The following is a 26,530-nucleotide window of genomic DNA, read 5'->3' on the forward strand; positions in this document are numbered from 1 at the left end:
AATGAGAATGGTTGACTTAATAGAAAAAAAACGGGATGGAGAAGCCCTTTCCACAGAAGAAATCAAATTTATCATCAATGGATACACAGACGGATCCATTCCGGATTACCAGATGAGCGCACTTGCCATGGCCATCTATTTTCAGGATATGACCCAGCAGGAGCGGGCAGATCTGACAATGGCAATGGTGGAATCCGGGGATCAAATTGACCTGAGTGCAATTGAAGGGATCAAAGTAGACAAGCACAGTACAGGCGGTGTGGGAGATACCACAACACTTGTACTTGGCCCTCTTGTTGCTTCGGTAGGTGTACCGGTTGCGAAAATGTCAGGCCGCGGCCTTGGACATACAGGCGGAACGATCGATAAGCTGGAATCCGTAGAAGGCTTCCATGTGGAGATCGAAAATCAAGAATTTATCAACCTGGTGAATAAAAATAAAATTGCCGTGATCGGCCAAAGCGGAAACCTGACACCGGCAGACAAAAAGCTGTACGCACTGCGCGATGTCACAGCTACTGTCAACAGCATTCCTCTTATCGCAAGCTCCATCATGAGCAAAAAAATTGCGGCGGGCGCAGATGCGATTGTACTGGATGTTAAAACGGGTGCCGGGGCATTTATGAAAACTCTGGAAGACTCACGTGCCCTTGCAGAAGCAATGGTCGGCATCGGGAATAACGTCGGACGCAAGACGATGGCCGTTATTTCAGATATGAGCCAGCCGCTGGGCTTTGCAATCGGTAATGCGCTGGAAATGAAGGAAGCCATCGATACGCTAAAAGGCAAAGGTCCGGAAGATCTAACAGAGCTATGTTTGACTCTTGGAAGTCATATGGTACTCCTGGCGGAAAAAGCCGCGGATCTTGAAGAAGCAAAAGCAAAACTCAAAAAAGCGATTGAAGATGGCTCAGGCTTGAAGTCGTTCAAGACATTCCTTGAATCACAGGGCGGCGATGCTTCAGTTGTGGACCATCCTGAAAGATTGCCGCAGGCACAATTCAAGATTGAGGTAGAAGCAGAGTCACAAGGCTATGTTTCAGAAATAACCGCTGATGAAATCGGTACAGCAGCCATGCTCCTTGGGGCGGGAAGAGCGACCAAAGAATCACAGATCGATCTTGGTGTAGGACTCATGCTCAATAAAAAAATCGGTGACAAGGTTGAAAAGGGTGACTCCCTGGTAACGATTTACAGCAATTTTGAAGATGTTGCTGAAGTGAAGCAGCTTCTGCTCGAGCATATCAAAGTGACAGAAAAACAGGTGCCAAAACCGACATTGGTTTACGGAGAAATCACCCTGTAAAATAAACGTTCTGCTTCGTATGAAGGAAGCAGAACGAGGCAGCAGGCAGGCCCGATTCAGTATCGGGTCTGTCTGCTGCCTTTTTATTAATGGACTTAAGGGAATGATCCGAAATTCAGGATCAATAATCCGTTTTTCAACTTTATTGGTCCGGTATAATCATTAAATGATCTGAAATGAACCAGCTTTAGCAATGGTCCGGTTTTATGGGGATTGATCGGTAAAGAGTTGAATTGATCCGCACTCTAATTAAATGATCTTAGAACCCGAGGAGTGATTCCAATTCACCGCTAACTGATCCAGCCTGCCGAAATATCCCCATCCCCTCCAAAATGAACGGGATAAAGCTCAATTCCGCCACATTTGCCGTCTTCATCACTTATAAAAAAGCCGAAAAAATAAAATTAAGCAAAGGAGGCTTGGAATGGTTTCATTCCAAGCCTCCTTTTGCTGTACTGCACCTGTTTGGACTAAATTTTTTCTCTAGTGCGATCTCAAGCACTCTAAAATACCAATAGCCGAGGACTGGAGGATAGGCCCTCTAAAGAAAAAAGCCAAACAGCCCTGTATATTTTTGTATAAAAAAGACTCAATTGGAAAAAATGAAGGCTGTTAGAAAAAAATGTTAAAAGCTGAAAAGTTCATGATAACTAGGAGGGCTTGGCATGAAACGCATTTTCACTGGAGCGCTGCTCTTTATGTTTGTATTGGGAATTGGACTGCCGAAGGCTGAAGCGGCGGAATCATCCACCGAACTGGCTTCTGATGCACGCTCAGCGGTATTGATCGAAAGGGATACCGGAAAGATTTTATATGACAAGGATTCAAATGTTGAACTTCCGCCAGCGAGCATGACCAAAATCATGACTATGCTGCTGATTATGGAAGCCGTCGATAAAGGGAAGCTGTCACTTAATGAGAAGGTTAGAACGAGTGAGCATGCTGCGTCTATGGGAGGATCGCAGATTTTCCTGGAGCCGGGTGAGGAAATGACAACAGAGCAGATGCTGAAAGGGATTGCGATTGGGTCCGGAAATGATGCAGCAGTAGCAATGGCGGAACGAATCGGCGGTTCAGAAGAAGCTTTTGTCGGGATGATGAACAAGAAGGCAAAAGAACTTGGGATCAAGCATACAAAGTTTCAAAATGCAACAGGGCTGCCTGTCAAGGATCATTACAGCACCGCCTATGATATGGCTGTCATGGCAAAGGAACTCCTGAAATATGAAGGGAAAATCACTAGATTCACCGGGAAGTATGAGGATTATCTGCGCGAAAATACGGATAAAAAATTCTGGCTTGTTAATACAAATAGACTCGTTAAATTCTATCCGGGGGTGGATGGGCTGAAAACCGGCTTTACCCAGGAAGCGAAATATTGTCTGACGGCAACCGCAAAAAAGGACAATATGCGTGTCATTGCTGTGATCTTTGGCGCCCCTTCTCCAAAGGAAAGAAATACGCAGATCACGAAGATGCTTGATTACGCATTTTCACATTATCAGACCTATCCTGTGTATAAACGCGGAGAAAAGCTTGCGGAAGCCTTTGTAAGTAAAGGAGCCAAAAGCAGAGTTACTGGGGTGACTGGAGAACCTGTATCCATATTAACGAAAAAGGGTGAGTCCAAAAAAGGCATCAGCAAGAAAGTGGTCATGAACTCAAACCTGAAGGCACCGGTTGAAAAAGGGGACCGGATTGGAACCCTGATGGTCCAAAAAAACGGAAAGACGATTTCAAAGTCAGCCATCATCGCCAATACTACGATCGAGAAAGCAGGATGGTGGAAAAATTTTAAACAATCCTTTGGAATGTTTACTGGCAGCCACTAATGTCAAAAAAAAGTGCAATCAGACAAGTTTAGAAGAAACACCACTAGTTTTGTCAGCCTAGAAGGAGAATCAGCCTGAAATCTAGAATTTGACTCACTATAAGACAGATAAGGAGGCTGTAAATAGTGAGTCTTGAGATCGAGCAGGAAATCAGGGACAATATCCTCTGCATCCGCTTAAGCGGTGAATTGGATCATCATTCGGCGGAGGATTTGAAAAACCGGGCTTCCACAGCCATTGTGAAGCACAATATCAGACATATTATATTAAATTTGGAAGAATTATCGTTCATGGATAGCTCAGGACTTGGGGTAGTGATGGGCAGATATAAACAGATCAAGCAAAACCACGGCGAGATGATAGTCTGTGCTATTTCTCCGCCAGTAAAGCGGCTTTTTGAGATGTCCGGGTTATTGAAAATTGTTAAACTGGAATTATCAGAAGAAAATGCTTTGCAAAAATTGGGGGTTGCTTAAATGAAAAATGTAATGAATCTGCAGTTTTCCGCCCTGAGCCAGAATGAATCTTTTGCGAGGGTAGCCGTTGCAGCCTTTATCGCACAGCTGGATCCCACGATGGATGAACTGACGGAAATTAAAACGGTTGTATCTGAAGTCGTCACAAATTCCATCATCCATGGCTATGAGAATGATCCGGAAGGCATGGTTTATATCTCCGTGTCGATTGACGACAGCACCGTGGAGCTGACCATTAGGGATGAAGGGGTCGGCATTCTAGATGTAGAGGAAGCCAGGCAGCCGCTTTTCACAACAAAGCCGGATCTGGAAAGATCGGGAATGGGCTTTACCATCATGGAGAATTTTATGGACGAGATTTCTATCATATCCCATACAGGTGAAGGAACAATAATTCGGTTGAAAAAGCAATTAACTAAAAGCAATGCTTTTTGCAATTAAGGAGACTTGCATATGGATGTGGAGGTCAAGAACGACAATAACAGGACGCATTTGAAGGATGAGGATGTCAGGGATTTAATTCAGCGCAGCCAGGATGGGGATCAGTCGGCAAGGGATACGATTGTACAGAATAACCTGCGGCTTGTATGGTCTGTGGTTCAGCGCTTTTTGAACCGCGGCTATGAGCCGGATGACTTGTTTCAAATAGGCTGCATCGGCCTTTTAAAATCTGTGGACAAATTTGATTTATCATTTGATGTGAAATTTTCCACCTATGCTGTACCGATGATTATCGGTGAAATCCAGAGATTTATCCGTGATGATGGAACGGTCAAGGTAAGCCGTTCACTAAAGGAAATGGCCAACAAAATTCGCCGGGCAAAAGACGAGCTTTCGAAAAAAGCAGGGCGTGTACCTTCTGTCAATGAACTTGCCGAATATCTTGGCTTTACACCGGAGGAAATCATCATGGCTCAGGAAGCGAGCCGTTCTCCATCATCCATCCATGAAACTGTATTTGAAAATGACGGCGACCCTATAACACTCCTAGACCAGATTGCAGACACAAATGAAACAAAGTGGTTTGATAAAATAGCTTTAAAAGAGGCAATCTTAGAGCTGGACGAACGCGAAAGACTGATTGTCTATTTAAGATACTACAAGGACCAGACACAATCTGAAGTGGCCGTCAGACTTGGAATATCCCAGGTCCAGGTATCAAGGCTTGAAAAAAAAATATTAAAACAAATGAAAATCCGCATGGATGAATAATGGAATAGAAAATTGCCGGGATTTTAGAAGGCAATGAGTAAGGATAGATGGAGCAAATATACTCCGTCTATTTTTTTGCGGTTTTTGACATGCGCCATAACAATCCCAAAGGCAAAGAAAGGAAGCTGGTTATAAAGAAGACAAATATCATTCTTTCTAATGACATAACATAGGAAGTGATTTTTTTAAAAAATTTTCTTTACCACTAAATTTGTTTAAAAATCCTGTTGATTGAAGTGGAAAGCGAAGTACCTGGAACGGAAATCAACAGCTCCATTCTAAGATGTCATAATCCAATTCTTGGTTCAGTAAATGATTTTTCTACATAATCCCATTTAAAAGATAAATACTAAAGCATATAAGTTCTTTATGGGCAGGATGTGCAAAATTATGGACAATATCGTATATGTAAGAATGCGCCACAGGGTGGAAGTGAAGGACCTTAAAGAAGTTAAAGTAAAGGATATTGCTATTTTGATTGGGAGCGAAGATCTTTTAAACAAGATAGAGAATATCGTGGTCCATCGCATCATGCCAAAGGATCAGAATCTGGTGATCATAGACTGTTCAATGATGATCCAAAGGATTTTAGCACAGGAGCCCCAGGCTGAAATTCAAAGCATTGGACCCTCCCAAACCATTTTGGAGATTATACTTAAGGAAAGAAAACATTCAACCATCCTCTTTGTCCTGGTGTGGATTCTATTATTTGTGGGAGGTGCCATTGCCATCATGAATTTCCATGAAGATGTGAGTATGCAGGCAGTGCACCAGAAGCTTTATAGACTGATTACAGGAAGGGACGTCAAAAAGCCCCTGATTCTGCAAATTCCCTATTCCCTTGGATTGGGTGCAGGAATGATTTTATTTTTCAATCACTTTTTTAAGAAGAAATTCAATGAAGAGCCAAGCCCGCTTGAAGTAGAAATCTTTAATTATCAGCAGGATCTCGACCGGTATGTCATCATGCATGAAAATAAGGAGAATATTAAGCATATCCGTGATCATTAGCATATTGGCGGTGATTCTTGTGGGTCTGGCGGGCGGCCTGGCAGTAGGCACCGGATTTGTCGCTTTTTTGACCGTTCTGGGTATCGTGCCGAGATTGACACAGCTCACCAAAACTGTCACGAAGGCAAGGTATTATGAATGGGCGGTTATTCTTGGGGCAGCAGCGGGCGGCTGGTTCAGCCTCCGAGATCACACATTCCATCTTCCGCCTCTTATATTGGCGGGTATCGGCACTGCAAACGGTGTTTTTAATGGGATGCTCGCAGCCGCTCTTACAGAAGTAATGAATGTGCTGCCGATCCTTTCCAAACGGATCGGGGTGCAAGAGAAAATCATTTATTTGATGATGGCTATTGTACTGGGGAAAGTTGCCGGTTCCCTCTTTCAATGGCTGTATTATGTGGATTTATAACAGGCTGAACGGCCGAAAGAAGGAAAGGACATTTCTATGGCGGATAAGCGAAAGATCATCATAATTACAGATGGCGATGAATATGCCAAACGCGCTGTAGAAAGAGTGGCACGTGATATTGGCGGCCGGTGCATCTCTCTTTCTCACGGAAATCCAACAGCACTGACAGGAAGAGAAATCCTTCAGTTAATTAAAATGGCTCCCTATGATCCTGTGCTGGTCATGTTTGATGACAGCGGTCTGGTTGGGGAGGGACCGGGAGAGCTGGCCTTAAAATACATAGCCCGCCATCAGGATATTGAAGTGCTGGGCCTGATTGCCGTCGCGTCCAACACGAGGCAGAATGAATGGTCAAGGGTCCATGTATCCATAGACAGAGAAGGTGAAATCATTCCCTATGGAGTGGACAAAAATGGACTCCCGGAGATCGAAATGGGAATGATTCATGGAGATACCGTATATTGCATTGATCAATTAGAAATTCCCATCGTGGTCGGAATAGGAGACATTGGGAAGATGGATGGAAGAGACCATGCTGACAAGGGATCCCCTGTCACAAGGAAAGCGGTCGAGCTGATCCTTGAAAGAAGCGGTTATAATGAAAGCCTTTATGGCACTCCTTTTATTGACGAAGGAAGGGACGAATTACAATAGCCTGGTAAATGGATGTTGCTGAAAAGTGAATTGTATGATAACTTAGGGAATAAATTATTCTTAATTAAGGAACTATTTACGCGAATAAAAAGGAAATACTTACAAGTCAGCTGTAACCTTATCATTGGTACAAGGATATAATAAAGAAAAAGGGTCAGGCTCCCTTTATAATTCAATGGGCCCGGCCTTTTTTTAATAGAGCAAACAGCCTCTGTGAGCATAGAAGGGAAGAGAAAAGATGTATTATTACGGTACAAGCAGAGTGAACGATAATAATTCCTTAGAAATTGGCGGAGTGGATACCTTACAATTAGTATCGAAATACGGTTCTCCTCTATATGTGTATGACGTAGCCCTGATCCGCGAAAGAGCAAGAGGCTTCAAAGAGACATTTGAAAAAATGGGAGTCAAAGCCCAGGTGGCCTATGCCAGCAAAGCATTCTCTTCTCTTGCGATGATTCAGCTTGTAGAAGAAGAGGGGCTTTCCCTTGATGTGGTATCGGCCGGGGAGCTCTATACGGCTATCAAAGCAGGATTCCCCAGACAGAAGATTCATTTCCATGGGAATAATAAGAGCCGGGCTGAACTGACCATGGCATTAAATGAAAATATAGGATGTATCGTAGTAGATAATTTTTCAGAATTGTACCTTCTGGATGACCTATGCCGGGAAATGAATAAAAAGGCAGCCATCCTGCTGCGGGTGACACCGGGCATAGAAGCTCATACCCACGATTATATTTTGACAGGACAGGAAGATTCGAAATTTGGATTTGATTTAATGAACGGACAGGCAGAGCAGGCCCTGGAATATGCCATTCAGTCAAAATCCCTTACCCTATTGGGCATCCATTGCCATATTGGATCCCAAATCTTTGAAACGACAGGTTTCATCCTTGCCGCAAGAAAAATTATTGAGCAATTGAAGGGCTGGCATAGGAAATTCAATTATGAGCCGCAGGTATTAAACCTTGGCGGCGGCTTTGGGATTCGTTATACGAAAGATGACGACCCGCTGCCGGCATCTGTTTATGTCGAAAAAATAGTCACAGAGGTAAAGGAGCAGATAGCAGGCTCCGATTTAAAAATGCCCGAAATCTGGATTGAACCTGGCCGCTCGCTGGTCGGAGATGCAGGGACCACTCTGTATGAGCTTGGATCTGTGAAGGAAGTTCCGGAAATTCGCAAATACCTGGCGATAGATGGGGGCATGAGCGACAATATACGCCCGGCGCTATACGATGCCAAGTATGAAGCGGTATTGGCAAACAGGCCGTTGGATACTCCGGAAGAAGTGGTGTCCATTGCAGGGAAATGCTGTGAGAGCGGTGATATGCTCATTTGGGACCTTCCGCTGCCAAAAGCAGAGGCAGGAGAAATTCTGGCCGTATTTTGTACTGGTGCCTATGGTTATTCTATGTCGAATAATTATAACCGGATCCCGAGACCTGCTGTTGTATTTGTGGAGAACGGGGAAGATCAGCTGGTAATAGAACGGGAGTCCTTAGATGATTTAATCAAACACGACAGACCGTTAAAGCAAAAAGCCGTAAAATAATTCATAAAAAAAGCAGCGGCAGGCTGCTTTTTTATTATGAGAATAATGACTTAATCGCATCAATTAAACTTATAAAAAATTGTTTGAGTTTTTCCAGGAAGCTTTGGCCTTCATCCGATTTCAGATAGTTGCTGACAACATCCTTTGCTTTGTTCAGCTGGTGGCCGACCTTGCTCCAGTCAATGTTCAGGTCCTTCAGTTTTTTGAAAAGATCTACCAGGCTTTGAAGCTGCTGGTCTGTCAAGGTAATGCCAAGATCCTTGGCTGCTTTTTCAATGATGGTCCGGATATCATCCTCATTTTTCGGCGGGTTTTTGGCCATTTCCTCTTTAATTCGGGTGATCAGGGCGGCGGCTTTATCCTTTCCGACCTCATCCCCTAGCTGAGCGGTTTTGACCATCTCTTCATTAGCCGCCTGCTTGACATCTTCAGGTATCGTTTTATCAGCAGTGATTTCGTAAGCTTTAATCATGCCTGTTAAAGCAGCAGTCCCAGAAACAGGAAATGGAGCTGTGATTTGAATATCGGCATCTTTAATCCCTGCTGTTACCAATGCATTAATATACATTTCCTTCGTTACCCAGGTAATGTTTTTGGTGTGGACGGACAGACCGGATCCGCTCTGTCCAAGCGTAATGGCCGACGAAGACAGTGCCTTTGTTCCGATCAGACGGGAAGAAATATATTTTCCAAGATATTTATGTTCTTCATCATTTGAAACTGTAACTGTTTCGACATTATCGGGCACCTTAAATTCGGCGAGGATCGCTGACTTTTGCTGTTCTGTAAGGTTTTCGCCCAGAGTTACGATCTGGTCGCCGGGCGCCGCATCGGCAAAGGCTTTTAAAGGCATGACAGCCATCGCAAGCGCAATGGCGCCAGCCAGCCATTTCATTTTAAGTAGTTTCATAGTAATCCTCCTCTAACTATATAGACGGATAAAAAAGTAAAAGGATTCACTTTTTGAAAAGCAGCTTTTAAAAGGCCGCTTGTATGTTTATTCTTTCATCCAAAATTGCGGACCTGCTTTTGCACCCATCTTAAAAAAGCCATCTGTACTATAAATCATTTTCCTTAGTAGACTAACATTTTTTTTGCAAACCGGAAAGAAAAAACTAAAAGGCAGGTAAATTATGGAGAAAAAGGATGGATTATATATCGGTTTAAAGAAGAAAATGTTGAATAAGGATTTTAATTTTTGTATGATTAAAACGAGTTAAGAAGAAATTAAGTATTAATAGGATTGTGCCTGGCCCCCAGCAGGAAAGATACTATGATGATGCTGCAGCAGCTGCCTGCCGCTGCTCTAGAAGCAACCACCTTTAATAACGAGGGATTATTTGATGCTTATAAAATATAAGAAAAGCTTTGAGAAGATTGCCATGGGCCTTCTCTCTTTCATGCCAAATGAGAAGGATATTAAAAAGCTTCAGTCCACTATGAAGCTATACGAAACAGACGAGAGATTTCTGCTGTTTCTGTGGAAGCAGGAAGAAATTCAAGGACTGATCGGAGTTCAAATGTTAAGCGATACGGAATTAGAAGTTCTGCATATTTCTGTAAATCCGCCATATAGGAAACAGGGAGTCGCAAAAAGCATGGTCCAAGCCATGAAGAACCAATTTCCGGATAAAAAGATTGTTACGAATGAATTGACAGCAGGCATAGTCGGAAAGTGCCATATTGATTAAGAACCTAATAGGGGGCGGCTTTTTTTGCCCGCTCCCCCTATCTTTTTACATCCCCCTGATTTCGCCTTTTTTCAAGCTGCCGATTTCTTTCCTCAATGACGACCGACCGGTCACGGATCCTATGTTTATGGACAAGAATGTCCTGGGACAGGTCACTGGGCGATCCCCATTGCAGGGCCTTTTTCCTGCAGGCCTCCTGGCATAAAAGGAGAAGACGGCTGTTTTGAATGGGAAGGTTCACGCTGTGATATTCCCCTTTATTTAAAATGGATTCCTTCAGTCCATTTAACATCTCCAGTAATAGATGATGGCTGATTCCAAGCTCTGTTACCTGTTTCTTTTCTTGGATGAACCGTTTTTCGGCGCTTCTGAGGGATTTGATGGCCCCATTACGATTGTCTCTTCTGAAATGATACTGCGAAACAGCCAACTGGATAAAAGCCACCCAGACAGGATTGCGGTCCTTTGCCGGCTGATTCTTCCAATACTCCTCTAATATCTCATGGCATTCAAAATAATCACGGGTACAATGAAATTCAACTAAAAATTGAATATATTCCGGTGGATAGCTCATGTAAACTTCCTTTCTTTGGCAGCTATGTAAATGGTCATGCCAGGCCTTAAGCCTTTCTCAGCCCCTGCATTCCTTTGGATTGTCCTTGCCATTCCTTTGGATTGTCCTTGCTGCTCATTTTATCATAGAATAATCAGGAACAGAATGTACCTTAGCCCTGGAAAGCCAGTTAGGTACAGTACGAGGGAATCCCTGTTTTTTTTGCATTTCCAGCCGGTAATTTTGCCTAATGTATTGGAGATTTGGCCGTTTATCCTCTATACTAGGATTAGTTTATCATTGATGATGGAATTTTAAGAAGAAAATCTGGTGAATTATATGATTTATAGTGTTAAGACAGAAGCTTTCGAGGGCCCGCTGGATTTATTGCTTCACTTGATCAACAGGCTCGAAATCGATATATATGATATTCCCGTTGCGAAGATTACGGAGCAGTATCTCGGATATATTCATGCCATGAAAGAGCTTCAGCTGGATGTCGCCAGCGAATATCTGGTGATGGCTGCAACTCTTTTGGCAATTAAAAGTAAAATGCTTCTTCCAAAATATGAAGAAGAAAGCTATGATCACGAAGATGCATACGACCTTGAGGAGGACCCTCGTGATGAATTGGTCGAAAAGCTATTGGAATATAGGGCATATAAGAATGCCGCTTCTGAATTCAAGGAGCTTGAACAGGACCGTTCCCTGGTCTTTACCAAGCCGCCGAGTGATTTATCTGAGTATGCATCAAGTGCGGAGCCTGAAAAGCTGGAGCTTGATGTAACTCTATATGATATGCTTGGAGCCTTCCAAAAACTGCTAAGAAGGAAAAAAATCCAGAAGCCGATCACGGCAAAAATTGAGAGACAGGAAGTATCCATAGAAACTAGAATGAAGGATATCATGGACTTCCTTGCCAGTTCGGCAGCAAGGAAAGTAAGCTTTTACGATTTGTTTCCCTTACCGGAAAAACAGCATATCGTCGTGACCTTTGTGTCACTGCTGGAATTAATGAAGCTTAGGAACATAATTGTCGAACAGGATACCAATTTCTCCGAGATCTATGTTGCAGCTAAGGAAGGTGTAGTAGCAGTTGGAAGTTAGTAATAAAGGAATACTGGAATCCTTGTTATTTGTAGCAGGGGATGAAGGTCTGTCATTAAGTCAAATATCAAGGGTAATGGAAATCACCGAAGATGAGGCAGAGGAATTATTGGAAGAGTTAAATGGAGAATACAGCTCTTCGAACCGAGGGATTCACATCCTCCAAATGGCTGGGGTTTATCAGCTTGCAACGAAAAAAGACTGCTCGGATTATCTGAAAAAGCTTGTGGAATCACCAGGTGTTCAAGGGCTTTCACAGGCTGCCTTGGAAACGCTGGCCATCATTGCCTATAAGCAGCCCATTACCAGGGCTGAAATAGAAGATATCAGGGGTGTCAAGACGGAAAGACCGCTTCATACGCTGGTATCAAAAGGGCTGATTAAAGATGTCGGCAGGGCAGAAGGAGCCGGCAGGGCCTATCTATATGGAACCTCTAAAGAATTCCTGGATTATTTCGGCCTTAACACTCTCGATGAGCTGCCTGAGCTGAAGGAAGAACAGGATAGCTTTGAAGACGGAGATGCCGACCTGTTTTTTGGCAATATGAATAACAGGGACTAATGACATAACTTTCTGAATTTGGTAAAATTAAATCCAAGGGAATACCTCTTCCGGAAGGAGAATAGTATGCTGATAAAAAGGTGTATAGGGTATGAATTGGAAAAGGAGCTTCCGACCACTTCTGAAGATTTCTTTAATCGGTCAGAAGTCCATTATGTGGATGAAGGGAAAGAAAAGTCTCTGAGCGTTCTTTATGTCAGGACATTTGATAGTGCCTTCTTTGAATGGCTTTCCATCCAGGAGGGCCCCGTTTTTACAGCAGCCGGCAGGGATGTTCATGTAAAAGATCTTGCTGCCCTTGCCGCTCTCGTCAAAAATCCGGCATTCCACAGCAGGAAAAGAGTATATATAAATCAAGAAAAAGCTTTTATTGAGTTATTTAAAGGAATGGACTTGCAGGGATTCGCCAAGGTGTTTGAAAGGATGGAAGATTCGGGGTACATCCTGTCTCCAAAGGATTTTATTTCGCAGACCACAGTTAATTAATAAAGAAGGGTGCAGTGAACAATGGCCAATACTATAATCCAATCTCAGCTCGAGGACGTAAAATCCTTTTTACAGACATCCATTATACATATAGAGGACTACTTGAATGCCACCACACTCAACTCCATGCAGGCTGAAAAGGCAGGAGACTCTGACTATTATAAGGCATTATTGTCTGCAATCAGGAAATTGGCTGTCTATAGTGAAGAAAACCTTGAGGCTTGCAGAGTCGTTCTTCAAAATGAAGTGTTTCATAAAGCTGCTGCCGAAAAAATATTATATAGAGTATATCATCAGGTAGTAGAGGAATTCTTTTCTCCCAAATCCGACTGCTGGTTTGAAGACAGCCGGTCTGCCTATACGGGGAAAAACTCCATTAAATTCAGAATGGAACATCCCGGCTCCATGTCTGACCTGGTCAAACAGCTGGAGTCAGCATTTCAGGCTGTAAGGGAAGAACTGGAGTTTTATGAGACAGATTACCGAACTAAAATGATTCAATCCAATTAACTAGAATGCGAGTCAGCCTTCCTCTTTAAATGGGGAAGGCTGTTTTGCGTTTTTGCCAGCATAACCATGAGTGAGCATCATACGATTACTATGGGAGGTGTAGAGATGTCTCACTATAGAAAATATGCAAATGATGTTTCCAAATGGGTAAAAGCAATTACGGACACCGATGCGGGCAGGGCGGCGATCGCAAATCCTGTGCTGTATGACATTGCAAATAATGTAAGAGATCTGGCATGGCAGCTTGAATCAAGGGAACCACAAATGGAGGAAATACTTGAACTTCAAATGAGAGCGGAAATACTTACGGAAAAATTAGCGAGCGTTAAGCCGGAAGGCTGGGAACGGAACGGAGTGGGAATAGGAGAACACAGGCTGCCTCCCCTGCCTTTTGCCTATGATGCTCTGGTTCCGGTCATATCCGAGGAAATCATGCGCCTCCATCACGATAAGCATCATAAAACCTATGTGGATGGATTGAACAAAGCGGAAAAAATGATGGCCTTGGCCAGAAGCCAGAATGACTATACCATGCTTAAGCATTGGGAAAAAGAAGCAGCGTTCCATGGATCTGGACATTACCTTCATACAATTTTTTGGGAGATCATGAATCCGAAAGGGGGAGGGACACCGCAGGGAGCTCTGCTCAGACAAATTGAAAAGGACTTTGGTTCCTTTAACGCCTTCAAAAGCCACTTTAGTGAAGCGGCCAAGCAGGTGGAAGGTGTCGGCTGGGCTTTACTAGTGTGGCAGCTCCGATCCCGGAAACTGGAGGTCCTTCAATCCGAATTTCATATGAACCTCACACAGTGGGACACCATCCCAATAGTGGTGCTGGATGTTTGGGAACATGCCTACTATCTTCAATACAAAAATGTAAGGGCTCAATATGTGGAGAATTGGTGGAGAGTTGTATTCTGGCCGAATGCAGAAGCCCGTTTTGTCAAGGCAAGGCAGCTTGAATGGGTGCCATTTTGAGAAACAAAATGCTGTGAACCGTGACGTGTGTCGTGTGTCTGCATGCGTCTTTTTTTTTAGCTGTTTTCGCAGTGCAGTTTCCGCTTTTTCAATGCAGCAAAAAAGACATAAATGGTCTATCCTTTTATTGCCTTCGCAGTTAAACTTCAATAAATGGCTGTCTGATGGATAGTAGTGTTTCTGAATAAGTTTTGGATTCAAACACCACATTCAGAACGGAAATCAACCTCTATTTCTTACATGCGGCAAGAGCAGCCGCCTGCCCCTTATTAGATTTTGGTCATAACCCTTGTCCGACTGCATAAACTTGTACAAAACATAAAAGGGCGGTCGTTATCATGAAGATTTTACATAAATCTGTCATCATTCTGGTCTTATTCGGTCTCGTCGCTTCTGCAGTGCCGAAACGGGCTGAAGGGGCGGGAATATCGGTGAGTGCAAAAAGTGCCGTTTTAATGGAACAGAAAAGCGGAAGGGTTTTATATGCCAAAAATGAGAATGAACCGAGAAGAATTGCCAGTATTACAAAGATCATGACGGCAATAGTTGCAATTGAATCCGGAAAAATGCAAAAAACGGTCACCATCAGCCATACAGCAGCCGGGACAGAAGGATCATCCCTTTATTTGAAGCCCGGACAGAAAATGAAGCTGGAGGACTTGGTATACGGGATGATGCTCCGGTCTGGTAACGATTCAGCAGCAGCGATCGCCGAATATGTCGGCGGGAGTCTAGAAGGATTTTCGTACTTAATGAATAAAAAGGCAGAAGAAATTGGCATGCACCATTCCCATTTTTCAAACCCGCATGGATTAGACAACACGAAGGATCACTATTCCTCAGCCTACGATATGGCGCTGCTGACACGCTATGCGATGAATAATAAAGAATATAGAAAAATAGCCGGAACGAAGGTTCACAAAGCGCCCAACCCTTATGAAAACTGGGACTACACCTGGAAAAATAAAAACAGGCTGCTCACACAGCTTTATAAATATTGTACAGGAGGAAAAACAGGCTACACGAAAATGGCCAGGCGGACACTGGTCACGACTGCACATAAAGATGGGCTGGATTTAATTGCTGTCACTCTGAACGATGGAAATGACTGGGATGACCATAAAAGTTTGTTCGAGAGCGGATTTAAAAATTATGATCTAACGGCTCTTGCCCATTCGGGGGAGATCAAAGGCATCAAAAATAAAATATATAAAAATAATGTGTATCTAAAAAATGATTTCCTATTCCCCCTGACATCCAAAGAAGCAGATTCAGTAACTTCAAAGATTCGTCTTCTGAAGCCTAAAACAGGCTGGAAGGATAAGGAAGACATCCCCGAAGTCGTAGGGAAAATGAGTTTTTATCTGGAAGGTAAAAAGATTGGCAGCCGCAATATCTTCTATGGGAAGCTAAATGTAAAGCCCACCCTGCTCCAAAGCTGGAAAACCATGCTGTCTGCGGCACTGGGTATTCAAAATGGTTAATTATATCTGGGTAGGCATGACACTGATAGGGATCATTTTTGCCATGATCAACGGAACGATGGAGCAGGTCAATGAGGCTGTCTTTAAAAGCGCAAAGGAAGCTGTTACGCTCTGCATTGGGCTAATCAGTATATTGGTTTTTTGGCTGGGCCTGATGAGGGTCGCAGAGGAATCCAGGCTCCTGGAGAAGGTATCGCTCCTCGTCAGACCGCTTGTCAGGCGCCTCTTTCCTGAAGTTCCGAGCTCACATCCCGCCATGGGATATATTGTTTCAAATATCATGGCGAACCTGTTCGGGCTTGGAAATGCTGCCACTCCTCTGGGCATCAAAGCGATGGAGCAGCTGAAAAAATTAAATGGCGGGAAAACCTCAGCCAGCAGGTCCATGATCACCTTTCTGGCGATTAATACTTCCAGTATCACTTTGATTCCGGCTACTGTCATAGCCATCCGGATGAATTACCATTCCGCATCGCCGACCGACATTGTTTTTCCTACCCTTATTGCCACCATCATTTCGGCAGCCGGCGGTATTCTGATCGACCGATACTTTTATTATAGAAGAAAGCGAAAAGGGAGGGAGTAGGATGCAGTGGCTGAATTCTATTTCACTGTGGATCATTCCTCTGTTAATTGGATTTATCCTGATCTATGCCGTAATAAAGAAAGTCCCGGCCTATGAAAGCTTCGTCGAAGGAGGCAAGGAAGGGATAGGAATGGCTTTCTCGATCATCCCATTCTTGGTAGGGATGCTTGTAGCGATTTCCATTTTTCGGGCATCAGGAGCCCTCGATGCATTTGTTGATCTTCTCCGCCCCTTTCTTGATAAGATTGGAGTCCCTTCCGAAATCCTTCCTCTGGCCATAATAAGGCCTATATCGGGGAATGCAGCCCTGGGTATGACCAGCGATCTCATTGCGGTCCACGGTCCCGATTCCTATATCGGGCGCTTGGCCGCCACTATTCAGGGAAGTACAGACACGACTTTTTATGTATTGACCGTCTACTTTGGAGCAGTCGGAATTAAGAAAATGGGAGACGCGCTAAAGGTGGGGCTGCTGGCGGATCTTGTAGGAATAGCGGCAGCCATTCTTGTTGTCACCTTTTTTTTCGGATACTAAAACCCAATGATGAAAGGTTTTTTTGGAGCTGGAGCATTTGCCTTCGTGGAACATGCTTTTAGCTCCTCTTTGTTTTTTTGCGTAAATATGTCATAATTGTGTATCGCATGCAAAAGTTATGTAGAAGTAAGTTGAAAAGGATGAATGAACATGGAGCGATTACAAAAGGTTATAGCTCATTCCGGCGTTGCCTCCAGAAGGAATGCGGAAAAATTGATATTAGAAGGAAAAGTTAAGGTAAACGGCAAGGTTGTCAAGGAATTGGGCACAAAGGTCGGCCCTAATGATAAAGTGGAAGTAAACGAAGTGCCCCTTCAAAAAGAAATTCCGGTTTATTTCCTCCATTATAAAGAAAGAGGAGTCATCTCTGCTGCAAGTGATGATAAAGGAAGAAAAACAGTGGTTGATTTCTTTCCGGAAGTGGAGGAAAGAATCTATCCCGTTGGAAGGCTGGATTATGATACCTCAGGACTGCTTCTGCTGACAAATGACGGAGAATTTGCGAATTTATTGATGCATCCGCGAAATGAAGTAGAAAAGGTGTATGTTGCAAAAATCAAAGGAATGATCCTTCGCGAAACGGTAAGGAAGATTGAAAGAGGAATTAAACTGGAAGACGGTATGACTGCACCGGCTAAAGTGAAGGTTCTTTCTGCCGATAAGAAAAAAGGGACGTCCATCGTAGAAATCAGCATTCATGAAGGGAAAAACAGACAGGTCAGAAGAATGTTCGAAGCTGTCGGACACCAAGTCATGAAGCTGAAACGCGAAAGATACGCTATGCTTGATTTGAGCGGCCTTCAGCCTGGAGATTCAAGGGAATTGACTCCTCATGAAGTGAAGCAGCTGCGGACGCTTGCACAAAGCACTGGAAAGAAATCTTGATTTGTTTCCAGGCTTTGTGATGGAAAAATAATGGATAAGAAGAGCCCCGCAGACTGAAAAATGAGCAAGGGGCGAAGCGGCAGGGCTCTTCATTCTTACTTAAGGCCGTGCAGCTCTGCTGGCTGTTTAAGCGCTTACTTATATTGCGGGGCTTTGTCACAAACAATTCAAATAAATCGGATTTGTCTAACAATGTAAAATGTTATAATCTTTGGAGGGCCATATAAGAACATTGGGGGGGGAAAGGATGGCTAAGAAACAGCGGCTTGTGGTGCGGACAATCATTCTTTTATTGCTTGCAGCAGCCTTGGTTTATGCATTGTATGCCAACCTTACTAAAGATAAAACCAAACAAGTCAAAATGAATGCAGCTGCGCCTGATTTTGTGCTGACTGATATGAAGGGTACGAAACATCAACTTTCCGATTATAAAGGAAAGGGTGTGGTCCTGAACTTTTGGGGAACCTGGTGTAAACCATGTGAAAAAGAAATGCCTTACATGGACAGCCAGTACAAGGATTTCAAAGCCAAGGGAGTGGAAATTTTGGCCGTGAACGTAGGGGAATCCAATTATTCTGTCCAAAATTTCATAGATCAATATCATTTGAGTTTCCCGGTTATGATTGACAAAAAAAGTGAAGTCCAGAATGCTTATAAAGTAGATCCATTGCCCGTTACCTTTATTATTGATAAAACCGGTAAGGTGATCGACCAGTTTACTGGGAGTTTGAGTGAATCTCAAATTAATAGCTTTATGAACAGGATTAAACCTTAATAGGGAGTTTTACATATGAAGGAAGTAAAATGTGAATGCGGACACATAAATCCTGTTGGAACGGTTATATGTGAAGCATGCGGCAGAGTGATCGGGGATGGCGACGGCAGCGAAAAGCTTCTCGATATGCGTTACGAAGCAAGCCCCAGAAGATCACAGCATTACAACAAAACCATTGTCGATAAAATCTGGAACTTTTTCTCTTCTGTAAAAGTCGGCGTCTGGCTGATTGTCATCACGCTGGTCGCTTCGGCTGTCGGCACCATTTTCCCACAGGAAATGTATATTCCTCCAACCATACCTGCCGACCAATATTATAAACAGGAATATGGTACGCTTGGCCAGCTCTATTACCAGCTGGGCTTCGACAATCTATATAGCTCCTGGTGGTACATGATTTTGATCGCTTCGATCGGGATCTCTCTGGTGATCTGCAGTCTGGACAGGGTCATTCCGCTCTATAAAGCTCTTAAGAATCAGCGGACAGCTCCAAGGGAAGGCTTCCTGGAAAAACAAAGACTCTTTGGTATAACAGAGGACAGCGCAGACGGAGTGGACATTCCATCCATCAAACAGAATCTTGCTTCTAAGAGATATTCCATAAAGGAAGAAAACGGAAGCATCCTTGCTGAAAAAAACCGGTTTTCAAGGTGGGGTCCATATGTGAACCATATAGGGTTAATCATCTTCTTATTTGGCGCCCTCCTTCGATTTGTACCCGGCATGTATGTGGATGAAACACTCTGGGTTCGGGAAGGGGAAACGAAAGAGGTTCCGGGAACAGACGGAAAGCTTTATTTGAAAAACGAAAAGTTTATCCGGCAGCTTTATAATAAAAGTAAGGATGACCAGGTCTTTCAAGACGCATTAAAAAAGAATCCGGCCGTCATAAAAAACTTTCAAACCAATGCTGTTCTGTATGAAAAAAAAGGGGATACACTCCCAGGTGAGCAGCCGGAACTGAAAAAAGTGGAAACAGATAAAATCCAGGTGAACAGGCCATTAAAGTATAAACATTTTGCTTTTTACCAATCCGATTATAAGCTCGATGAAATGAATAAAATGAAGTTTAGATTGATAGATAAAAAGACTCAGACAAGCTTTGGCGGCCTGACCATAGATTTATATGATCCTAAAAAGGACTACAATCTTGGCAAGGGATACAGGGTTGAACTGTTAAATTATTTTCCGGATTTTGAGTTTGATGAAAACAGCGAACCGGTTACCAAGTCCAGGATCCCGAATAATCCCGCTTTTGTATTCAATATGGTCACTCCTGACAGGCCAAAAGGCGAAGCGAGCTTTGTGGCTATCCGGCAGACCATCGAACCTGAGGGGAATAACAAATATAAAATGGCCTTTAATGGAATTGAGACACAAAACGTAACCGGGCTCACGGTTCGAAAGGATATGACTCTCTGGTTCCTTGCAATAGGCGGAGCAATCTTTATGATTGGGGTAGTGCAGGGAGCTTACTGGAATCACCGAAGAATCTGGATTCAGAGAAAAAAAGGACAAGTATGGATTGCTGCGCATACAAATAAAAACTGGTATGGAATGAAAAGGGAGATACATTCGATATTGACTGGGACCGCTCTTCAGGAGCCAAAGGACCAGCTTGATGAGAAGTCATAAAAGGGGAGGCAGCAAACGTGGTTCAAATCAGCAGTAATTTATTGTACATTGCTTTTATTTTATACTTAATTGCAACTTTCTTCTTTGCAGGCTCGATTAAAATCCACTCTGACAAAGCAGCAAAGAAAACCAACCGCTGGTCTTTGATCGGAATCCTGATTACCATAATAGGCTTTGTTTCACAGGTTGGTTATTTTATAACGCGGTGGATAGCAGGCGGCCACGCACCCGTCAGCAACTTATTTGAATTCACCACGTTTTTTGGAATGATGCTAGTAGCTGCTTTTATTATCATTTATTTTATATACAAAACACCTGTTCTGGGAGTGTTTACCCTCCCGGTCGCTTTATTGGTCATTGCCTATGCAAGTATGTTTCCCAAGGAAATCACACCTTTAATTCCGGCCTTGCAGAGTGACTGGCTTCATATTCATGTAACGACTGCGGCGGCCGGGGAAGCGATTCTGTCCATCAGCTTTGCGGCAGGGCTGATCTACTTAATCAAGCATGTGGACCAGACAAGGAGAAGCCAAAGGACCTTCTGGCTGGAATTGACTCTATTTGGCTTAATTGCCACTCTTGGCTTTATAGCTGTTTCATCAGCTTTTTCTTCAGCTGGCTATGAGACGAAATTCAGCTGGGTCGATAAGCGGGGCAGCGATGCCGAGACGGTTTATCATATGCCTGCCTTAGTCGGTCCACACAAGTATGAAATGAAAACAAAGGGAAATATGGCACCTCTGGCTGAAATGCCTGCCATGGTCAATGCAGAAAAGCTGAACACAGTGATATGGTCGCTCTTTGGCGGAATTATCATCTATCTCATCATCCGTCTGGTTTCAAGGAGGAGGGTGGCAGCCCTTCTTCAGCCGCTTGTAAGGCGGATTGATTTAAACCTTGTGGACGAAATCGGTTATCGGTCCGTCTTGATCGGTTTCCCGATTTTTACACTGGGAGCCTTAATCTTTGCCATGATCTGGGCACAGATGGCCTGGACAAGGTTCTGGGGCTGGGATCCTAAAGAGGTATGGGCCCTTGTTACTTTCTTATTCTACGCAGTATTTCTCCATCTCCGCCTTTCTAAGGGCTGGCACGGAGAAAAATCAGCGTGGCTTGCAGTGATAGGCTTTGTGATTATCATGTTTAATCTGATCGCTGTAAATCTGGTCATCGCCGGCCTGCATTCTTATGCGTAATAACTAAGAAGCGTCCGGCTAAGGGGCTGCTTTTCGGACAACTTCCATATTGGACATCTAATGATAGTTAGAGTTGAATATGGAGATCCGGGGGCAGGCCCTTTTGTCTTTGTCAGGGGGAATAAGGACAAAAAACAAACAAAAGAGAGCAAAATCGCAAAACTTTTGTGCTTCAACTATAATAAAAGATATATAAAGATACTAATAATAGGGCTATCTCAGTTAACCCAAGAGAAGAAATGAGGGGGCATTACATAAATGGAAACAGATTATAGAATTCTTGTAGTGGATGATGAGGAGCGGATTAGGAGACTTCTCAAAATGTACCTTGAGAGAGAAGGCTATCAGATTGAAGAAGCAGAAAATGGAATAACTGCCCTCGAAATGGCGGTCGAGAAAGACTATGATTTAATTCTTCTTGATATTATGATGCCGGGAAAAGACGGGGTGGAGGTCTGCCGGGATTTAAGGGAGAAGAAACCGACTCCTGTCATTATGCTGACGGCAAAAGGAGAGGAAATAAACAGAGTCCAGGGTTTTGAAGCTGGAACAGATGATTATATTGTGAAGCCTTTCAGTCCAAGGGAAGTGGTTTTAAGAGTGAAGGCCATACTTAGACGGTCTTCCAATCATGGCTATATCCAGGCTGATACATCTACAAAGGATATTTTGGTTTTCCCGCATTTAAATATAGATAATGATGCGCATAGAGTGACAGCGGATGGGGTGGAGGTAACTCTTACACCGAAAGAATATGAACTGCTTTATTTCCTGGCAAAGTCGACGGATAAAGTGTTCGACCGTGAGCAGCTGTTAAAGGAAGTATGGCATTATGAATTTTTTGGTGATCTCAGGACCGTGGATACTCATGTGAAAAGGCTTAGGGAAAAGCTGAATAAGGTTTCCGAAAATGCGGCTAAAATGATTGTCACTGTCTGGGGAGTCGGCTATAAATTTGAGGTTGTGAATGGATGATTCTTTGGAGAAGTGTAGTAGGCAAGCTGTGGGTCACCATCCTGCTGCTTGTTTCATTTGTATTGTCGATCCTAACCGTACTAATGCTTGAGTTTTTTCAAAACTATCAAAAAAACCAGATGGAGCAGCAGCTTTCGGCGACTGCAGGAAGGATTGTGACCACTCTTCAGCAGAATAAAGAAGTGGAAACCACGTTGAAAATATCGTCAGAACTAGTGGGAGAATCCACAAAGGTCTTTGTGATGGAAGATGAGAATCATTATCTTGCTTCAAGGAATATCCACCAGCCCGGGAATATGCTTGCCTTTGTAAAAGAGAATTCAGATCTGTCCGGGGTGATAGACCAACATAAAGCCGTTAAAAAGCAATTGGAACTTCCGTTTAGGGGAGAGAAAGCTGCACCTGTCATTCTGATCGGGGTCCCTCTGGAAATCAACGGACAGCAGGGAGCCGTATTCCTGTATCAATCCCTAGAGGCCATGGAGGCAACCGTGCATTCGACAACGAAGGTGATCCTTTTAGCTGCAGGAGTGGCTGCAATCCTGACCACAATTTTTGCCTTCTTTTTATCCACCCGCATCACGGCCCCCCTCCGCAAAATGAGACAGGCTGCTTTTGAAGTGGCGAGAGGCAAGTTTGATACTAAGGTGCCGATTCTGACACATGACGAAATCGGCGAACTCGCAACAGCGTTTAATCAGATGGGGAAACAGCTGAAATTTAATTTGAATGCTTTGAATCAGGAAAAAGAAAATCTTGCAAGTATCCTTAGCAGTATGGCTGATGGAGTGATTACCTTTAACAGTGATGGAACCATCCTCGTATCCAATCCGCCAGCCGAGAGATTCCTCCAGTATTGGTACCAGGAAAAGGGCTTCATCCAAGGGACCCATGAAGCTGTCCCATCCGTTCTCATGAAGATGTTTGAGCAGGCAGTCGAGCTGGAAAGCGAACAGACAGGCGAAATCTCTATCCAGCGCCACAATTGGGTGCTCATTGTCAGTCCGCTCTATAATAATAAGTCCATCCGCGGGGCTGTGGCCGTCCTGAGGGATATGACAGAGGAAAGGCGGCTTGAAAAGCTCCGTAAGGACTTCATTGCCAATGTTTCTCATGAATTGAGGACTCCCATTGCCATGCTGCAGGGATATAGTGAAGCAATTATCGATGACATCGGCACAGAAGAAGATAAAAAGGAAATGGCCCAGGTCATTTATGAAGAATCCTTAAGGATGGGCAGGCTTGTCAATGATCTTCTGGACCTGGCCAGAATGGAAGCCGGGCGTATTACCTTGAACTATGAGGAAATGGAAATCGGCTCGTATTTAAAGAGGGTTGCCCATAAATTCCAGGGGCTTGCAAAGGAAAAGAACATAGCCATATCTGTGGAGCTTCACGATTCAGAGGCAATATACCTATTTGATCCGGATAAGCTGGAGCAGGTCCTTACCAACCTTATAGATAATGCAATCAGGCACACTCCGGAAAGGGGAAGCGTCCAGATTGTCCAATCCCGGGATATACAGGGCAGCCTGTCAATTGAGGTCCAGGATTCCGGTTCAGGTATACCGAAAGAAGATCTCCCTTTCGTCTTTGAACGTTTTTACAAAGCCGACAAAGCCCGGACCAGAGGGCGTGCAGGGACCGGACTCGGCCTTGCCATCGCCCAGAACATCGTCCACGCCCACGGCGGACAGATAACCGTCAAAAGCACCCTGAACGAAGGAACCACCTTCTACATCACCATCCCGCAAAAAATGAAAGAAAACCACTAAATCACCAGGAACATGTAGATTAATCTTGTTACATGGGTAACAAAAGAAGAGCCGTGCTAAAAAAAGTTTCATCCAAAACAAGGCTGTTGGTTTCCGTTCCAGGCACTTCGCTTTCCGCGGGGCAGGCGGTGAGCCTCCTCGCCGCAAGCGCCTGCGGGGTCTCACCTGTCCCGCTAATCCCGCAGGAGTCTTCGTGCCTGGAACGTAGATCACCAGGAGTAACAAATAGTATACTGCCGCCTGTTTCTTTTTTTAGGACACCAAATCTAAATGTTCAAGCTTATTTTGTATTACAAATAAATAAGAGATTTTGATTATAAAACGAGAGGAAGGTTTAAACAGACCTTCCTTTTTTTTCTATATAAATGATATAGTAAGAATGTAACTTTTAGCGGGGTATTTCCGACTAATTGATTGAGCGGAGGTGGGGGAAGTGGACTCCGTTTTCCATAGGATATATGAGGAGCATCACAAGGATTTATTCCAATTCTTATTCTATATGGTAAACAACCGGCAGACCGCGGAGGATTTAGTACAGGAAGTGTACATACGCGTCTATAAATCTCATCATACATTTCAAGGGAAAAGCGCGGAAAAAACCTGGCTGTATTCTATAGCCAGAAATACGGCCATTGACCATTTCAGGAAACAAAAAAGCTGGAAGCAGAGAATCATGGACAACTTTGACTGGGGGAAGCATGAGATAAGAGATGATCACCCGCTTCCGGAGGAATTGGTAATGGAGCAGGAAGAGCTGAGCTCCATCTATCACTGCCTTGATTCCTGCACAGTGGATCAAAAGACGGTCATTATATTGAGGTATATCCAGGATTTAAGCATTGCCGAAACCGCCGGTGTTTTGAACTGGTCAGAAAGCAAGGTAAAGACCACCCAGCATCGTGCTCTAAAACAGCTGAAAAAAATGATGAATGTTCAAAAAGAGAAAGGAGGTGTGCGTATTGAGAAGATCTAATTACAGTGAACAGGAAATTGAAGAGCTGCTGAGAAACTTACCATCAGTTACAGATACCCGTCCCAAGGCAGATATCTATCAGAATATGCAATTGGCTGCAGATAAACGCAGAAGTCCTATAAGATGGATTCCAATCGCGGCTTGTGCTGCTGTAATTGTATTGTTTTCAATATTGGCCGCTTCCTTTCGAATGAATCTTAACTCTGAACATAAAGTAAAGGTAAAAGACAGAAATGCTGTTTATCAATCTAATTCGGAATGGGATAAAAAAGCAGGATCAACCGTGAAGCCTGAAAACGCGGGCAAAAAAGAAACAGAAAAGGAGACCGGAAGCACTCCTCCGGCAGCTGAAGATAAAAAGCAGGAGGAGGCGCCTGCACCTTCAGACGATAAGGCGGAAACCATTGAAGGGAAACCGGGCACTGAAGAAAATAAGGTGTTGAACGCACCGCTCAAAAGCAGCCTCGCCTTTTCGAAGGAAGGCGAAAGCCATTCGTATATAACGATTTCTGTACCAGATCCAAATCTCCAATACTTCATCCCGCTGTCCTTTGATACAGATAAGACTGATAAGCAGGGACAACTGGAAGCTGTTGAGGAAAAAATGAAATCCATGAATGAGGAAAGCTATGGCCTATCCAATTACTATCCGCTGAATCTTGGTTTCTCATTAGGGAATGAGGAAGGCACCGTCAATGTGGATTTTGCTGATAAAAGCTCTTATAACAATAGCTATGAATCGGGGCTCTTAAATGCCCTTGAGGATACATTCAGATATCTCGGTTATACAAAAATCACCTTCTCCACTGAAGGGAAGCCGGGGATTGAACTTTCAGATACAGGGGCGATGCAGGAGGCTCAGCTCCTGCCGCCGAAGCGATCGTTCTTGATTTATCAAAGCTCTCCTGAACATCCTAAATTTATTGTCCCTAATGTTAATTCATCGGCAGAAACCATTCAGGATGCTTTAAAGGAGATGCAGAACTTTGAAGCAAATAATTCTGCAGCAGCCTCCATTCCATCAGACTGGAAAATAGAGACTGCGGCCGAACGGGACGGCGTCCTTGTGGTAACCTTTTCTCCTGGGACTCTCATGGCCGAGAATGAAAATGCGCTTTTGGCCATTGAAGCGATTTTATTGACTGCTAAGGACTTCGGACTGAAAGCTGTGAAATTCGAAAATGCCCCGCTGGAAAAACTGGGACGATATGATTTAACAAAGGAAATAGAAGTCCCTTCAGCACCTAACGTTGTAGAATAATGCCATTCTATTTTTATTATAGAATGTTGAAAATGAGAAATCTGATGGAGAGGCAGCCGGTCTTAGAACAGGGATTCAGGATATTATGTTCTGGATCCCTTA

At 43.7% G+C, this 26,530-nt stretch carries 28 protein-coding genes; 26 read left to right on the forward strand and 2 right to left on the reverse strand.

Features of this window, described 5'->3' with window-relative positions:
- The first annotated feature begins 1 nt into the window (after position 1).
- The 9 genes from H539_RS0118560 (at position 2) to lysA (ending at position 8,461) form a co-directional block, all read left to right on the forward strand.
- Positions 2-1,306: a pyrimidine-nucleoside phosphorylase gene (locus H539_RS0118560; protein WP_026694757.1), complete on the forward strand. Its 1,305-nt coding sequence runs from the start codon at positions 2-4 to the stop codon at positions 1,304-1,306.
- Between the two features lie 665 nt (positions 1,307-1,971).
- Positions 1,972-3,138 (forward strand): D-alanyl-D-alanine carboxypeptidase family protein, encoded by a 1,167-nt coding sequence (locus tag H539_RS0118565; RefSeq protein ID WP_026694758.1) that lies wholly within the window; start codon positions 1,972-1,974, stop codon positions 3,136-3,138.
- A gap of 125 nt (positions 3,139-3,263) precedes the next feature.
- A complete protein-coding gene (gene spoIIAA, locus H539_RS0118570) occupies positions 3,264-3,614 on the forward strand; it encodes an anti-sigma F factor antagonist (protein ID WP_026694759.1) in 351 nt (116 codons plus the stop codon).
- Positions 3,615-4,055, forward strand: a complete 441-nt coding sequence (gene spoIIAB, locus H539_RS0118575) for an anti-sigma F factor (RefSeq protein WP_026694760.1) — start codon at positions 3,615-3,617, stop codon at positions 4,053-4,055.
- 12 nt (positions 4,056-4,067) lie between these two features.
- The gene (gene sigF, locus H539_RS0118580) at positions 4,068-4,826 is read left to right on the forward strand and encodes an RNA polymerase sporulation sigma factor SigF (protein ID WP_026694761.1); all 759 of its coding nucleotides are present in this window, start codon (positions 4,068-4,070) and stop codon (positions 4,824-4,826) included.
- Positions 4,827-5,216: 390 nt separating this feature from the next.
- Positions 5,217-5,837, forward strand: a complete 621-nt coding sequence (locus H539_RS0118590; RefSeq protein WP_026694762.1) for a stage V sporulation protein AA — start codon at positions 5,217-5,219, stop codon at positions 5,835-5,837.
- Complete coding sequence (locus H539_RS0118595; protein ID WP_081415950.1) at positions 5,797-6,249, forward strand: stage V sporulation protein AB; 453 nt, start codon at positions 5,797-5,799, stop codon at positions 6,247-6,249. Before H539_RS0118590 ends, H539_RS0118595 begins: the two co-directional genes overlap by 41 nt.
- Positions 6,250-6,285: 36 nt before the next feature.
- Entirely contained in the window at positions 6,286-6,903 is a 618-nt protein-coding gene (gene spoVAEA, locus H539_RS0118600; protein WP_026694764.1) for a stage V sporulation protein SpoVABEA, read from the forward strand.
- 238 nt (positions 6,904-7,141) lie between these two features.
- Positions 7,142-8,461, forward strand: a complete 1,320-nt coding sequence (gene lysA / locus H539_RS0118605; RefSeq protein WP_026694765.1) for a diaminopimelate decarboxylase — start codon at positions 7,142-7,144, stop codon at positions 8,459-8,461.
- 34 nt (positions 8,462-8,495) lie between these two features.
- On the opposite strand, the gene H539_RS0118610 is transcribed toward lysA, so the two are convergent.
- Positions 8,496-9,371 carry a DUF1002 domain-containing protein gene (locus H539_RS0118610; RefSeq protein WP_245602220.1) on the reverse strand — a complete coding sequence of 292 codons (876 nt, stop codon included), beginning with the start codon at positions 9,369-9,371 and terminating at the stop codon, positions 8,496-8,498.
- 433 nt (positions 9,372-9,804) lie between these two features.
- Here H539_RS0118610 and H539_RS0118620 point away from each other — a divergent pair, with 433 nt between their 5' ends.
- Positions 9,805-10,152, forward strand: coding sequence for a GNAT family N-acetyltransferase (locus H539_RS0118620; RefSeq protein ID WP_026694767.1), 348 nt, complete (start codon positions 9,805-9,807; stop codon positions 10,150-10,152).
- A 37-nt stretch (positions 10,153-10,189) separates the two neighbouring features.
- On the opposite strand, the gene H539_RS0118625 is transcribed toward H539_RS0118620, so the two are convergent.
- Positions 10,190-10,726 carry a DUF309 domain-containing protein gene (locus H539_RS0118625; RefSeq protein WP_026694768.1) on the reverse strand — a complete coding sequence of 179 codons (537 nt, stop codon included), beginning with the start codon at positions 10,724-10,726 and terminating at the stop codon, positions 10,190-10,192.
- A gap of 318 nt (positions 10,727-11,044) precedes the next feature.
- Between H539_RS0118625 and H539_RS0118635 the strand changes: the two genes are divergently transcribed.
- From H539_RS0118635 to H539_RS0118715, 16 genes are all read left to right on the forward strand, one after another.
- Complete coding sequence (locus H539_RS0118635) at positions 11,045-11,812, forward strand: segregation/condensation protein A (RefSeq protein ID WP_035323291.1); 768 nt, start codon at positions 11,045-11,047, stop codon at positions 11,810-11,812.
- A complete protein-coding gene (gene scpB, locus H539_RS0118640) occupies positions 11,802-12,374 on the forward strand; it encodes an SMC-Scp complex subunit ScpB (RefSeq protein WP_026694770.1) in 573 nt (190 codons plus the stop codon). The genes H539_RS0118635 and scpB overlap by 11 nt, the downstream gene beginning before the upstream one ends.
- Before the next feature lie 66 nt (positions 12,375-12,440).
- On the forward strand, positions 12,441-12,860 hold the full coding sequence (locus H539_RS0118645) for a hypothetical protein (protein WP_026694771.1): 420 nt from the start codon (positions 12,441-12,443) through the stop codon (positions 12,858-12,860).
- Positions 12,861-12,881: 21 nt separating this feature from the next.
- Entirely contained in the window at positions 12,882-13,370 is a 489-nt protein-coding gene (locus H539_RS0118650; RefSeq protein WP_026694772.1) for a DUF3907 family protein, read from the forward strand.
- A 105-nt stretch (positions 13,371-13,475) separates the two neighbouring features.
- On the forward strand, positions 13,476-14,348 hold the full coding sequence (locus H539_RS0118655) for a superoxide dismutase (protein ID WP_026694773.1): 873 nt from the start codon (positions 13,476-13,478) through the stop codon (positions 14,346-14,348).
- A gap of 338 nt (positions 14,349-14,686) precedes the next feature.
- Entirely contained in the window at positions 14,687-15,832 is a 1,146-nt protein-coding gene (locus H539_RS0118660; protein WP_026694774.1) for a D-alanyl-D-alanine carboxypeptidase family protein, read from the forward strand.
- Positions 15,825-16,418, forward strand: a complete 594-nt coding sequence (locus tag H539_RS0118665; RefSeq protein WP_026694775.1) for a nucleoside recognition domain-containing protein — start codon at positions 15,825-15,827, stop codon at positions 16,416-16,418. Before H539_RS0118660 ends, H539_RS0118665 begins: the two co-directional genes overlap by 8 nt.
- Position 16,419: 1 nt before the next feature.
- Entirely contained in the window at positions 16,420-16,953 is a 534-nt protein-coding gene (locus tag H539_RS0118670; RefSeq protein ID WP_026694776.1) for a spore maturation protein, read from the forward strand.
- Positions 16,954-17,103: 150 nt separating this feature from the next.
- Positions 17,104-17,838, forward strand: coding sequence for a pseudouridine synthase (locus tag H539_RS0118675; RefSeq protein WP_026694777.1), 735 nt, complete (start codon positions 17,104-17,106; stop codon positions 17,836-17,838).
- A gap of 247 nt (positions 17,839-18,085) precedes the next feature.
- Positions 18,086-18,613, forward strand: a complete 528-nt coding sequence (resA, locus tag H539_RS0118680) for a thiol-disulfide oxidoreductase ResA (RefSeq protein WP_026694778.1) — start codon at positions 18,086-18,088, stop codon at positions 18,611-18,613.
- Positions 18,614-18,628: 15 nt separating this feature from the next.
- Positions 18,629-20,248 (forward strand): cytochrome c biogenesis protein ResB, encoded by a 1,620-nt coding sequence (gene resB, locus H539_RS0118685; protein ID WP_026694779.1) that lies wholly within the window; start codon positions 18,629-18,631, stop codon positions 20,246-20,248.
- 17 nt (positions 20,249-20,265) lie between these two features.
- Complete coding sequence (gene ccsB, locus H539_RS0118690; protein WP_026694780.1) at positions 20,266-21,444, forward strand: c-type cytochrome biogenesis protein CcsB; 1,179 nt, start codon at positions 20,266-20,268, stop codon at positions 21,442-21,444.
- 258 nt (positions 21,445-21,702) lie between these two features.
- Positions 21,703-22,419, forward strand: a complete 717-nt coding sequence (locus tag H539_RS0118700; RefSeq protein WP_026694782.1) for a response regulator transcription factor — start codon at positions 21,703-21,705, stop codon at positions 22,417-22,419.
- On the forward strand, positions 22,416-24,194 hold the full coding sequence (locus tag H539_RS0118705) for an ATP-binding protein (RefSeq protein ID WP_026694783.1): 1,779 nt from the start codon (positions 22,416-22,418) through the stop codon (positions 24,192-24,194). The genes H539_RS0118700 and H539_RS0118705 overlap by 4 nt, the downstream gene beginning before the upstream one ends.
- 433 nt (positions 24,195-24,627) lie before the next feature.
- Entirely contained in the window at positions 24,628-25,167 is a 540-nt protein-coding gene (gene sigX / locus H539_RS0118710) for an RNA polymerase sigma factor SigX (RefSeq protein WP_026694784.1), read from the forward strand.
- Positions 25,154-26,428, forward strand: coding sequence for a GerMN domain-containing protein (locus H539_RS0118715; protein ID WP_026694785.1), 1,275 nt, complete (start codon positions 25,154-25,156; stop codon positions 26,426-26,428). The genes sigX and H539_RS0118715 overlap by 14 nt, the downstream gene beginning before the upstream one ends.
- Positions 26,429-26,530: the final 102 nt, after the last annotated feature.

The sequence above is a fragment of the Peribacillus kribbensis DSM 17871 genome (genome assembly GCF_000430765.1).
In the GTDB taxonomy this organism is placed as follows: Bacteria; Bacillota; Bacilli; order Bacillales; family DSM-1321; genus Paraperibacillus; species Paraperibacillus kribbensis.